Source organism: Pseudomonas sp. URMO17WK12:I6 (assembly GCF_003253625.1).
In the GTDB taxonomy this organism is placed as follows: domain Bacteria; phylum Pseudomonadota; class Gammaproteobacteria; order Pseudomonadales; family Pseudomonadaceae; genus Aquipseudomonas.
In genome coordinates this window covers 63280-74787 of record NZ_QKYZ01000013.1, presented here as the reverse complement: position 1 = coordinate 74787, position 11508 = coordinate 63280, and the positions used below count along the sequence as shown (strand labels likewise).

Here is an 11508-nt window from a genome sequence, read left to right as displayed (position 1 = left end):
TGAGTATTGGCAATCCCGTGATGGCAGTCAAAGGGACAATCCAACCCGGGGGATATTGCCGGTAGCTTGGCCGATATGCTGCTGTTTGGAGTATTTGCCCTATTAACACTGTGTCGGTTGCCGGGGCCCTCAACTTGAGGCGGTTGAGGCAATTTTTCCTAGTGTTGATGTTAGACCGCTGTACTGCGGGGGCAAGAGGGCGAATGCGGCGCGCGTTGTGGGAAAGCACGCCTTACGTACGGATTTTCGATGGCATAAAAAAACCCGGCATAAAAGCCGGGTTTTTTGACTGGCGCGAAGCTTAAGCGGTGAAGGTTTTGCCTTCGAACTGCTCAGCCACGAATTTCCAGTTGACCAGGTTCCAGAACGCTTCGACGTACTTCGGACGAAGGTTGCGGTAGTCGATGTAGTAAGCGTGTTCCCAGACGTCGCAGGTCAGCAGCGGGGTATCGCCGCTGGTCAGCGGGTTGCCGGCGCCGATGGTGCTGGCCAGGGCCAGGGAACCGTCAGCCTTTTTCACCAGCCAGCCCCAACCGGAACCGAAGGTGCCGATGGACGTTTTGCTGAACTCTTCCTTGAACTTGTCGAACGAACCGAAAGCAGCGTTGATGGCATCAGCCAGAGCGCCGGTTGGTTGACCGCCGGCGTTTGGCGCCAGGCAGTTCCAGTAGAAAGTGTGGTTCCAGACCTGAGCGGCGTTGTTGAAGATACCGCCCGAGGAAGTCTTGACGATTTCTTCCAGGGTCTTGCCTTCGAACTCGGTGCCTGGCACCAGGTTGTTCAGGTTCACGACATAGGTGTTGTGGTGCTTGTCGTGGTGGTATTGCAGAGTTTCCTCTGAAATGTGCGGCTGCAGGGCATTGTGCGCGTAAGGCAGCGGCGGCAATTCGAAAGCCATGATGATTCTCCTAATCAGGTCAGTTGCGGTGAGCGCAAGGCCGATCACGGGCGGCCAGACATGCGCCGGGGAGTTTGTACTCTTTGCGGCGCAGGGATCGGATCATAGCACCGGGGGTGCGGCATAACCACGCAACAACTGTGTGGAATAGAGGTTCCAGAGCCTTTTGGAATAAATCATGAAGCGATGATCAACTGGAACGCTACAGCGAACATCATCACGGCCACCAACAGGTCGAGAATTCGCCAGGTACTGGGGCGTGCTAACCACGGCGCCAGCCACGCTGCGCCAAGGGCCAGGGTAAAAAACCACAGCAACGAAGCACTGGCCGCGCCCACGACATAAGCACCGGGCTCGGTCTGTTGTGCGCCAAGGGAGCCGATCAGCAACACGGTGTCCAGATAAACGTGCGGGTTGAGCAGGGTCACCGCCAAAGCGCTGAGCAGTACCGCCCGCAATGAGCGCACGGTCTGGTTCTCACCTTGTTGCAGGCTCTGTTTCGAGCAGGCCCGACGCAGCGCCAGGCTGCCATACCACAGCAGAAACGCCGCGCCACCCCAACGAGCGATGGCCAACAGAGTCGGGTTCTGCGCCAGCAACGTCGCCAGGCCGAACACCCCGGCGGCTACCAGCAACGCATCGCAGGTTACGCAGAGCGCCGCCACCGGCAGGTGATGTTCACGTCGAAGGCTCTGCGCCAACACAAACGCATTCTGAGTGCCGATCGCCATGATCAGCCCGGCGGCCACCAACAGGCCGTTCACATAGCTTTGCCACATAAGATTTTTACTCCGCGTTGGCCGCCAGATCCCGCAGTACCTGCAGGGCGCGTTCGGCATCGGCCTGGCCGACGAACAAATGGTCGTGGTAGTAGCCGGCAATCACGTTGCAACTGATGCCGGCCTGGCCCAGTGCCGTGGCGAACGCGGCGGTCAGGCCGACGGCTTCAAGGGCTGAGTGCACGTTCAAGGTGATCCAGGCAGCGATGTAGTCGAAGCTGAAACCGGCCTTCTCGGCGTGGGACCGTTGCAGAATCACCGTCAGCCCTTCCTGTTCGCGGAAGCTGCCGACAATCTCAAGGCCTGCGGGCAGCTTGCCGTCAGGCAGCGTGCAGAACACGTATTCGCCGTCGTTGAGTTGCGGGCTCATGCTGCGCAGCAGGGTTGCCAAAGAGGTTTCGCCAGCCATGTCGGTGATCCTTGTTCAAGAGTTCTTGCTGGCCATTCTCCGGTGGGAAGTTGTATAAGAAAAACCAATAGTGCTGATCGCTCATTAGGAAAACTGATGTTCGACTACAAATTACTGTCCGCCCTCGCCGCCGTGATCGAGCAGGCCGGATTCGAACGCGCCGCGCAGGTCTTGGGCTTGTCCCAATCGGCCATCTCCCAGCGCATCAAACTGCTCGAGGCGCGGGTTGGCCAACCGGTGCTGGTGCGGGTCACGCCACCGGCCCCGACGGAGATTGGCCGGCGATTGCTCAACCATGTGCAGCAGGTGCGATTGCTGGAGCGCGATCTGCAAAGCCTGGTGCCGGCGCTGGACGAAGAAGGCCTGCCGGAACGCCTGCGCATCGCGCTGAACGCTGACAGCCTTGCCACCTGGTGGGCTGCGGCGGTGGGGGATTTTTGCGCGCAGGAGCATCTGTTGCTCGACCTGGTGGTGGAAGACCAGACCGTCGGCCTCAAACGCATGCGCGCAGGCGAAGTGGCGGGGTGTCTGTGCGCCAGTGAGCGGCCGGTGGCCGGTGCGCGCAGCGTGCTGTTGGGGGCGATGCGCTACCGTGCGTTGGCCAGCCCTGCATTCATTGCCCGGCATTTTCCCCAAGGTGTGCGCGCCGATCAGTTGGCCAGAACCCCGGCGCTGGTATTTGGCCCGGACGATTTCCTGCAGCATCGTTACCTCGCGTCAGTCGGCGTGAATGGCGGTTTCGAACACCATTTATGCCCGTCTTCCGAAGGGTTTCTTCGTCTCACGGAAGCAGGGCTTGGCTGGGGCCTGGTGCCTGAATTGCAGGTGCGCGAGCAACTGGCGCGCGGCCAATTGGTGGAGCTTTTGCCAGATAAGCCGATCGATGTGCCGCTGTACTGGCATCATTGGCGCAATGGCGGTCAGCTGTTGGGGTTACTCACCGATCAATTGGTGCGCTCGTCGAAGCAATGGCTGGTGCCGTTGGACTGACGGCTGGCGTCAAGACCTCACGCCCTATGCAAAACGTAAAACGCAAAACGAAATATTCGGAGCAATACATGAAGATTCTGGTCACCGGCGCAAGCGGCTTCATTGGCGGGCGCTTTGCGCGTTTCGCCCTGGAGCAGGGCCTGGATGTGCGGGTCAACGGTCGCCGGGCCGAGAGCGTCGAGCATTTGGTTCGCCGTGGTGCCGAATTCATCCAGGGCGACTTGAGCGACCCGCAACTGGCGCGCGACCTGTGTTCCGACGTCGAAGCCGTGGTCCATTGCGCAGGCTCTGTCGGTTTGTGGGGGCGCTATCAGGACTTCCATCAAGGCAACGTCGAGGTCACCGAGAACGTGGTCGAGGCCTGCCTGAAACAACGGGTGCGGCGCCTGGTGCATTTGTCGTCGCCATCGATTTACTTCGATGGCCGCGATCATCTGGGGTTGACCGAAGACCAGGTGCCCAAGCGCTTCAAGCATCCTTACGCCGCAACCAAATACCTGGCCGAGCAGAAAGTTTTCGGTGCGCAGGAGTTCGGCCTCGAAACCCTGGCCCTGCGCCCGCGTTTCGTGACGGGCGCAGGCGACATGAGCATTTTCCCCAGGTTGCTGAAGATGCAGCGCAAAGGGCGGTTGGCGATTATCGGCAATGGCCTGAACAAGGTTGACTTCACCAGTGTGCAAAACCTCAATGAGGCGTTGTTCAGTAGCTTGCTGGCCAGCGGTTCGGCCTTGGGCAAGGCCTACAACATCAGCAACGGAGCGCCGGTGCCGTTGTGGGATGTGGTCAATTACGTGATGCGCAATATGGATGTGCCACAGGTGACCCGTTACCGTTCCTACGGCTTGGCCTACAGCCTTGCCGCGCTCAACGAGGGTGTTTGCAAGCTGTGGCCGGGTCGTCCCGAGCCGACCCTGTCGCGGCTGGGCATGCAGGTAATGAACAAAAATTTCACCCTGGACATCAGTCGCGCCCGGCATTATCTGGATTACGATCCGAAAGTCAGCCTCTGGACCGCCCTCGATGAATTTTGCGCCTGGTGGAAGGCTCAGGACATTCGCTGACACACAAGGGCCGGCCCTCACTGAACCGAGTTCGGGGTTCAGGGTCAACCGGTGCGGCAGCGAGGGTTATACTTCGCCGCATCAAGCCATCACCGCGTTTTACAAAGGTTGACTCAATGTCCATGCGTAACGATGCCAACGACGACTTCGACGATGTACCGAGCCTGCGTGCCGACAGCCTCGACGACGATGATTTTCCGACCACCGCGCGCACTTCCGTGCATTCGCGCACCACACCGGTAGTCAAGGTCAAAGGCCCGAGCACCGGCCCGCTGTGGGCGTTGGTCGGTGCGTTGTTCTTTGCCTTCGCTGGCCTTGCCTGGTGGAGTTTCCAGCAGATATCGCTGATGGAACAACAACTGGTGGCGACCCAGGAAAGTTTCGCCCGTATCAGTGAGGAAGCGGCGGGGCGCTTGCAGGACATTTCCGGCAAGGTCGTGGCCAGCCAGTCCACGGTCAACACCGGCAGTGAAGCGTTGAAGCTGCAAATAAAACAACTGGAAGGCAAGCTCCAGGACCAGAGCAAACAGCTGGAAAGCAAACTCCAGGATCAGAGTAAACAGCAGCAAGGCGTGCTCGGCCAGACCTCCGATCTGGACAAGCGCCTGGCGCAAATGACCACGCAGGCCAGCGAACAACAAGCCGCCAATGCTCAGTTGCAGGCCCAGGTCAAAGCCTTGAGCGGCGAGCTGGCCGCGTTGAAGAGCGCACCGGCCGATACCAGCAAAGTCGACGCCCAACTCAAAAGCCTTGGCGCCGATATCGCTGCGCTGAAGCGGCAAGGCAACCCGAGCGCTGCAGTCGAGCGTCTGGAGCAAGACATGATCGTGCTCAAAAGCCAACAGGACAACCGCCCGGCCGCGGCGCAAGGTGGCAACAATACCGCCGAGTTCGACGCCTTCCGTGGCCAGGTCACCCGCAACATCAACACCCTGCAGGCGCAGATCCAGAACCTGCAACAACAGCTGCACGCCCGGCCTCAATAGCCCGATGCAGTGATGTTGTGTGGAGTGGGCCTGTGGAGTGGGACTTTTGTGGCGAGGGAGCTTGCTCCCGCTCGACTGCGCAGCAGTCGCAAATCAGGCACCGCAGGTTATCTGAATAGCGGTGGTGAATGGGTTTGGGGCGGCTGCGCCACCCAACGGGAGCAAGCTCCCTCGCCACAGAAAGCAACACAACGCCTGGTCGCTAGTGGTGTCCGGGCTGACGTCTTCGCGGGCAAGCCTCGGTCTTTCTATCGAACCTTGTCTTCCCGCCCGCGCAACACCCTGTTCGGCATGGCAATCGCCGCCGCCAGCCCCAGCAGCGACACCGCCGCGCTGACCATCAGTAAATGCCTGAAGGTCAGCAGCAGCTCGGCGCGCAAGGCGTTTTGCGCATCCCCCGGCGCGGCGTTCAAACCATCGAGCAAGACATTCCCCGAACGGCCCTCGGCAATCAGCGACGAGCCGGCCAGGTGCGCGAAACTGGAGTCCTGCAACAACGCCAGCAACAGCGCCGACATCAACGCCACGCCCACTGCACCGCCCAGAGCGCGGAACAGATTGGTGGTGCTGGTGGCAACGCCAATGTCCCGTTGATCCACCGAGTTTTGCGTGCCCACCAACGACGTCGGGAACTGCATGCCGCCAGCGATTCCGCAGAGCAACATGAACAGGCTGCTCAGCACAAACGCCTGCGGCGCACTGAACGCCATGCCGAGAATCGCCAACGGCATGAGCAACGCGCCGGTCAGGATCATCGGTTTGTAACGACCGGTCACCGAGGTCCGGCGCCCGGCGAAATAGGCGCCTATCGGCAAGCCCATGGCCAGCGGCAACAGGTGCAGTGCCGCGCTGTCGGCCCCGGCGCCGGTGACGCTCTGGAAGCGCAGCGGCATCAGCACGATCAGGGAAATCGCCTGGAAACTGGTGAAGAAAATCGTGCACCAGCAAAGGATCGCATTGCGGTTGGCGAACAAATGCATCGGCAGCAACGGTTCCCGCGCCCGCCGTTCATGCCAGACGAACACCGCCAGCACCGCCACCGCACAACCGAGCAAACCCGCCACTTCGGGGCTGCGCCACGAATGCCCCTGGCCAACCTGAGTGATGCCCAGCAACAACGCCGTCAGGCCAATGATCATCAGCAACGTACCGAGGTAGTCGATGATCGGCTTGCGCTGCGGCACCGGCAGCCCTACCAGCGTGCGATAAGCCACCCACCAGGCACCCAGGCCCAACGGCAGGTTGATCAGGAATACCCAGCGCCAGGACAGGTATTCGGTCATGTAGCCACCGAGTACCGGGCCGGCCACGCTAGCCACCGCGTACATGCTGCTGAAGTAGCCCTGATAGCGACCGCGTTCGCGCGGTGGAACGATGTCGCCGATGATCGCCTGGCTCACCGAAATCATTCCGCCGGCGCCGATGCCTTGAAAGATCCGCGCCAGCACCAGTTGCTCCATGCTTTGCGCCATGCCGCAGAACAATGAAGCCAGGGTGAACAAACCCATGCCGAACAGCATCAACCGGCGGCGGCCATACAGATCGCCGAGCTTGCCGTAGATCGGCACCGCCACGGTCATCGCCACCATGTAGCCGGAAATGACCCAGGCCAGCAGGCTGACGTCCTTGAACTGCGCGGAAATCGCCGGCATCGACACAGCGACGATGGTCTGGTCCAGCGCGCCCAGAAAGATCGCCAGCATCAGGGCGATCAGCACGCTGCGAATAGCCGGTTTGGGCGTTTCAGGCCGGTTGAGATTGGTCACGGTAAAACCTGCGGACAGTAATGGACCCGCAAGGAGCAAGGCGAGCGGGAGTGCTCGCCAGTGTAAGTCGATAGGAGCCTATTCGATAGCCTCGTATGGAAGGCCGACGTAGTTTTCCGCGATGGTTTTTCGGCCCGCCTCGGAGTCAACGAAATAGGCCAGTTCCGATTCGCTGATGCGCTGACTGAACGCGTCGTGCTCGTCGAAGCGATGCAACATCGAGGTCATCCACCAGGAAAACCGTTCGGCTTTCCACACCCGCCGCAGGCAGATTTCGGAATACTTCTCCAGCAAATCAACACGGCCTTCGCGGTAAACCTTCAGCAGAATATTGAACAACGTACTGACGTCGCTGGCCGCCAGGTTCAGGCCTTTGGCACCGGTGGGCGGGACGATGTGCGCGGCGTCGCCGACCAGGAACATCCGCCCGTACTGCATCGGCTCGACCACGAAACTGCGCAGCGGCGCGATGCTTTTCTCGATCGACGGGCCGGTCACCAGCACATCGGCGAGGGCCGCTGGCAGACGGGATTTGAGTTCGTCCCAGAAGCGTTGGTCGGACCAGTCATCGACCTGATCCTGGGCCGGTACCTGAAGGTAATAACGGGTACGTGTTGGCGAACGCATGCTGCACAACGCAAAGCCCCGTTCATGCCGCGCGTAGACCAACTCCTCGTGAACTGGCGGAGTGTCAGCGAGAATCCCCAGCCAGCCGAACGGATACACCCGCTCGAATACCTTCAGGCAGTCGGCAGGAATCGACTGTCGCGCCACGCCATGGAAACCGTCGCAACCGGCGATGTAGTCACAATCGAGTCGATACGTTTCGCCGTCCTTGTCGAAGGTCACATAGGGTTCAGCGGTTTTCATGCCGTGGGGGACGACGTTGCTGGCTGCATAAATCGTCTGCGCCCCGGCGTCCCGACGAGCGGCCATCAGGTCGCGGGTGACCTCGGTCTGGCCATACACCATCACGGTTTTGCCACCGGTCAAGGTCTGCAGATCGATGTGTACCCGGCGCCCGTCCAGAGCCAGTTCGAAGCCTGTATGGACCAGCCCTTCGGCGTCCATGCGCTGGCCCACCCCGGCCTGACGCAACAGCTCTACCATGCCTTGTTCGAGGACACCGGCACGGATGCGTCCCAGCACATAGTCCGGGGTCTGGCGTTCGAGAATCAGGGTGTCGATGCCGGCGTTATGCAGCAATTGGCCGAGTAGCAAACCAGAGGGGCCGGCGCCGATGATGGCGATTTGGGTTTTTAGTGTTTTCATTGTTTTTATGACTCGCAAGCTCCACGCGACCAACGCCGGTGGATGATTTTTATGGATCGAGTGCTTGCATTTTTCACTTGCGGGTCCGTCAATTGAAGGTGAAAACTGAGCCGATACCTGTACATTCTGCCAATCGGTGCGATTATCGCCCCGTTACCTTCGAGGCCTGGATTGAAGTGATGAACAAGCCCGCCCTGCCATCGATTCCGGTGTTCAAACTCTACGGTGAAAGCCTGGATTGGCCGACCCCCGATTTGCTCCACTGTGAAACCATTTCAAAACGCAGCCGCGAACATCAATGGGAAATAAAACCCCATCGCCACGCTGATTTGTGTCAGTTGCTCTTCGTCTTCAAAGGTCAGGCAGAGCTTGAGATCGAAGGGAAACGCTCACAATTGGCTGAGCCGGCAATCATCATTCTGCCGCCGTTATCGGTGCATGGTTATCGGTTTTCCGAGGACGTCGAAGGGTTCGTCGTCACCCTGGCCGCGCCACTGGTCGCCCATCTTCAGGCGCAGTTGGGCAATTCGGTAAATGCCCTGGCCCAAGCCGAAAGCTACCCGGCGGGCAAGGACAGCGAGTACCTCAACAGCCTGTTTTCAGCGCTGCAAAGCGAATACACCGGCCATCAACCGGCGCGGGAAATGCTCATGCATTCTCTGGTCAGCGTGATCATGGTGTGGGTCAGCCGCCAGGTGATCCAGCGCCGCGCTGCCAATCAGCGTCCGCAGCGTGCCCGGGAATACCTCAACGGTTTTATCCAGCTGGTGGAGGAGACCTATCGCCAGCACGTCAAGGTCGAGGACCTGGCCCATCGGCTGGGGATTTCCGTGTCCCACCTCAACGGCACGTGCCGTGAACTGGCGGGGCAACCGGCGTTGCAGATCATGCACGAGCGTCAGTTGCTGGAGGCCAAGCGCTTGCTGACCTACACCAGCATGACCATTTATGAAATGTCCGATGTGCTGGGGTTTTCCGATCCGACCAACTTCACACGCTTGTTTCGACGTCGGGTGGGGATCTCGCCCAAGGCTTTTCGCGACCGCTTGAAGGCCGATCAGGACGCTGCCGATCAGAAGAGCGAGTCCTGACCCCCTCACCACAAGGTGTTCGTTACCGGAGGGCGTTGAGGCTTGCGCTGTGGGGGATGCAGCGCTCGAAGTTGCAGCTCGCGAAGTCATGGGGCACTTTGCGCAACTGTTCGACACGCCAGGCGGCTGTGCCATACAGCGCCAGCGTCGCCGCGCAGGTGATGAAAATGGCGAGGTATCTTCTTGTTTTGATGTTCATGGCGTTGACCTCTGAACGAATACCCTTGGGTACTGCTTTGAGCATAGGTCAGCGCCGGTGAGTTGCCATCAAAACCACCCCACATTTGCTCCGGTTAAAGGCCCACATCCCACGCCGGTTCTTCGGGAAATCTGAGCACCAGAAAATCCAGCATGCTGCGCAACGCCACCGGCATGTGCTTGCGTGAGGCATACACCGCATAGATGTTCATCTGACGGGGCTCGGCCTGGGGCAGCAGGCGGATCAGTTCGCCGCTGTGGATATGCATGCCGGCCAGGTAACTGGGCAGCATCGCCACACCGGCCCCGGCCATCGCCGCGCGCAACAGCGTGCTGGCTTCGTTGGCGCTGATGTTGCCCTGTACCGGCACCGAGACCGGTTCGCCATCCTGCTCGAAATGCCAGAGGCTTTTGCCGAAGTAGGAGTGGGTCAGGCAATTGTGCAGGCTCAGGTCTTCGACCCGCTGCGGCGCCGGGTGCTCGCGCAGGTAAACGGGGGAGGCGCAGATCACCGAGCGGCAGACCGTCAGCCGCCGGGCGATCAGGTTCGGGTCCAGGTCGTTGCTGGTGCGGATGGCCAGGTCGATGCGCTCATCCACCAGGTTCACCGTGCGGTCGAGCATTTGCAGATCGATGCTTACGCCGGGGTAACGTTTGACGTAGGCGGCCATGGCATCGGCCAGTTGCGCCTGGCCGAACGAGGTGCTGACGCTGATCCGCAGCAGGCCGCGCGGTGCGTCGTCCGGCTCGCTGACGGCGGCTTGCATGTCGCTGGATAAATCGAGCATCTGCCGGCACCGGGGCAGGATTTCACTGCCGGCGGCGGTCAGGCTCAATTTGCGCGTGGTGCGGTGCATCAGGCGTGCGCCGACCCAATCTTCCAGCTCCGCCAGATACCGTGAAACCACCGGCCGCGACAGGTCCAGGTGATCGGCGGCGGCCGATTGGCTGCCCAGGTCCACCACCGTGACGAACACCCGCATTGCTTGTAGACGATCCATGATTTGCCCGCTTTCAGAAACAAACTATGTTCAAGCATCGCATTTTTTGTATCGAACCAGGCAACTAAGCTCTGTCCCATCGCCAAGCACGGCATTCGGACAACGGAGCAACAGATGATCGGCTTCACTTCAATCAAACGCATTCTTCTGGCAACCGCCGCACTGGGCTTCGCGGCCCACGCCGCTGCGGCGTCGACCCTGACCCTGGACGTCTACAACCCTGGCACCAACGCGATTTTCCCGGTGACTTCGGTACTGGTCAGCGGCGAGAAAGAAGCGATTCTGGTGGACGCGCAATTCGGCAAATCCCAGGCCGAACAGGTGGTGGAAAAAATCCGCGCCAGCGGCAAACAACTGACCACCATCTACATCAGCCACGGTGACCCGGATTACTACTTCGGCCTCGACACCGTGACCAAAGCGTTCCCGAAAGCCAAGGTACTGGCCTCGCAACCGACGGTTGATCACATCAAGAAAACCGTCGACGGCAAACTGGCTTTCTGGGGGCCGAAAATGGGCGCCGACGTGCCGAACAAAACCATCGTGCCGCACGTGCTCAAGGGCGACAGCCTGATGCTGGAAGGGCAGAAACTGCAGGTGCTCGGCCTGGATGGCAAGCAACCGGATCGCAGCTTTGTGTGGATTCCGTCGATCAAGGCAGTGGTCGGTGGCGTGGTTGTCGCCGAAAACATTCATGTGTGGATGGCTGATACCCAGACCACGCAGTCCCATGCCGATTGGCTGACGACGCTGCACACGATCGAAGCCTTGAAGCCGAACACCATCGTGCCGGGTCACTACCTGGGCGAGAGCGCTCGCTCCCTGGCGGCTGTGCAGTTCACCGCTGATTACATCAAGGCGTTCGACGAAGAAACCGCCAAGGCGAAAGATTCAGCCGAACTGATCGGCGCGATGAAAAAACGCTACCCGACCCTGGGCGAAGAAAGCTCGCTGGAGCTGAGCGCCAAAGTCGCCAAGGGCGAGATGAAGTGGTAACCCGTCGGACCTGAAACTGAACAAGCCTTTGTGGCGAGGGAGCTTGCTCCCGCTCGGCTGC

The 11508-nt window shown here is 60.2% G+C and carries 12 protein-coding genes; 5 read left to right on the top strand and 7 right to left on the bottom strand.

Annotated elements, in window-relative coordinates; translation table 11 throughout:
- Positions 1-301: 301 nt before the first annotated feature.
- The 3 genes from F475_RS21995 to F475_RS21985 form a co-directional block, all read right to left on the bottom strand.
- Positions 302-898 (bottom strand): superoxide dismutase, encoded by a 597-nt coding sequence (locus F475_RS21995; RefSeq protein WP_007938876.1) that lies wholly within the window; start codon positions 896-898, stop codon positions 302-304.
- Positions 899-1074: 176 nt separating this feature from the next.
- Complete coding sequence (locus F475_RS21990; protein ID WP_018926574.1) at positions 1075-1677, bottom strand: LysE/ArgO family amino acid transporter; 603 nt, start codon at positions 1675-1677, stop codon at positions 1075-1077.
- A 7-nt stretch (positions 1678-1684) separates the two neighbouring features.
- The gene (locus F475_RS21985; RefSeq protein ID WP_018926573.1) at positions 1685-2086 is read right to left on the bottom strand and encodes an ACT domain-containing protein; all 402 of its coding nucleotides are present in this window, start codon (positions 2084-2086) and stop codon (positions 1685-1687) included.
- Between the two features lie 96 nt (positions 2087-2182).
- Between F475_RS21985 and F475_RS21980 the strand changes: the two genes are divergently transcribed.
- The 3 genes from F475_RS21980 (at position 2183) to F475_RS21970 (ending at position 5123) form a co-directional block, all read left to right on the top strand.
- On the top strand, positions 2183-3076 hold the full coding sequence (locus F475_RS21980) for a LysR family transcriptional regulator ArgP (RefSeq protein ID WP_018926572.1): 894 nt from the start codon (positions 2183-2185) through the stop codon (positions 3074-3076).
- A gap of 68 nt (positions 3077-3144) precedes the next feature.
- The gene (locus tag F475_RS21975) at positions 3145-4137 is read left to right on the top strand and encodes an NAD(P)-dependent oxidoreductase (protein WP_111454717.1); all 993 of its coding nucleotides are present in this window, start codon (positions 3145-3147) and stop codon (positions 4135-4137) included.
- Positions 4138-4253: 116 nt separating this feature from the next.
- Positions 4254-5123, top strand: coding sequence for a hypothetical protein (locus F475_RS21970; RefSeq protein WP_018926570.1), 870 nt, complete (start codon positions 4254-4256; stop codon positions 5121-5123).
- A gap of 248 nt (positions 5124-5371) precedes the next feature.
- Here the strand turns inward: F475_RS21970 and F475_RS21965 are convergent, their stop codons facing one another.
- Positions 5372-6889: an MDR family MFS transporter gene (locus F475_RS21965; RefSeq protein WP_018926569.1), complete on the bottom strand. Its 1518-nt coding sequence runs from the start codon at positions 6887-6889 to the stop codon at positions 5372-5374.
- 78 nt (positions 6890-6967) lie between these two features.
- Positions 6968-8161, bottom strand: a complete 1194-nt coding sequence (pobA, locus tag F475_RS21960; protein ID WP_064616324.1) for a 4-hydroxybenzoate 3-monooxygenase — start codon at positions 8159-8161, stop codon at positions 6968-6970.
- Between the two features lie 179 nt (positions 8162-8340).
- Between pobA and F475_RS21955 the strand changes: the two genes are divergently transcribed.
- A complete protein-coding gene (locus tag F475_RS21955) occupies positions 8341-9252 on the top strand; it encodes a helix-turn-helix domain-containing protein (protein WP_111454716.1) in 912 nt (303 codons plus the stop codon).
- Positions 9253-9274: 22 nt separating this feature from the next.
- On the opposite strand, the gene F475_RS30530 is transcribed toward F475_RS21955, so the two are convergent.
- Entirely contained in the window at positions 9275-9451 is a 177-nt protein-coding gene (locus tag F475_RS30530; protein WP_167331182.1) for a hypothetical protein, read from the bottom strand.
- A 94-nt stretch (positions 9452-9545) separates the two neighbouring features.
- The gene (locus F475_RS21945) at positions 9546-10451 is read right to left on the bottom strand and encodes a LysR family transcriptional regulator (RefSeq protein WP_218281487.1); all 906 of its coding nucleotides are present in this window, start codon (positions 10449-10451) and stop codon (positions 9546-9548) included.
- Positions 10452-10565: 114 nt separating this feature from the next.
- On the opposite strand from F475_RS21945, the gene F475_RS21940 reads away from it, so the two are divergent.
- The gene (locus tag F475_RS21940) at positions 10566-11447 is read left to right on the top strand and encodes an MBL fold metallo-hydrolase (protein ID WP_111454714.1); all 882 of its coding nucleotides are present in this window, start codon (positions 10566-10568) and stop codon (positions 11445-11447) included.
- Positions 11448-11508 lie beyond the last annotated feature (61 nt).

What these genes read in the sequence shown, in the direction of transcription:
- F475_RS21995 (WP_007938876.1), bottom strand. Translation starts at nt 898, where the DNA reads ATGGCTTTCGAATTGCCGCCGCTGCCTTACGCGCACAATGCCCTGCAG.
- F475_RS21990 (WP_018926574.1), bottom strand. Translation starts at nt 1,677, where the DNA reads ATGTGGCAAAGCTATGTGAACGGCCTGTTGGTGGCCGCCGGGCTGATC.
- F475_RS21985 (WP_018926573.1), bottom strand. Translation starts at nt 2,086, where the DNA reads ATGGCTGGCGAAACCTCTTTGGCAACCCTGCTGCGCAGCATGAGCCCG.
- F475_RS21980 (WP_018926572.1), top strand. Translation starts at nt 2,183, where the DNA reads ATGTTCGACTACAAATTACTGTCCGCCCTCGCCGCCGTGATCGAGCAG.
- F475_RS21975 (WP_111454717.1), top strand. Translation starts at nt 3,145, where the DNA reads ATGAAGATTCTGGTCACCGGCGCAAGCGGCTTCATTGGCGGGCGCTTT.
- F475_RS21970 (WP_018926570.1), top strand. Translation starts at nt 4,254, where the DNA reads ATGTCCATGCGTAACGATGCCAACGACGACTTCGACGATGTACCGAGC.
- pobA (WP_064616324.1), bottom strand. Translation starts at nt 8,161, where the DNA reads ATGAAAACACTAAAAACCCAAATCGCCATCATCGGCGCCGGCCCCTCT.
- F475_RS21955 (WP_111454716.1), top strand. Translation starts at nt 8,341, where the DNA reads ATGAACAAGCCCGCCCTGCCATCGATTCCGGTGTTCAAACTCTACGGT.
- F475_RS30530 (WP_167331182.1), bottom strand. Translation starts at nt 9,451, where the DNA reads ATGAACATCAAAACAAGAAGATACCTCGCCATTTTCATCACCTGCGCG.
- F475_RS21945 (WP_218281487.1), bottom strand. Translation starts at nt 10,451, where the DNA reads ATGGATCGTCTACAAGCAATGCGGGTGTTCGTCACGGTGGTGGACCTG.
- F475_RS21940 (WP_111454714.1), top strand. Translation starts at nt 10,566, where the DNA reads ATGATCGGCTTCACTTCAATCAAACGCATTCTTCTGGCAACCGCCGCA.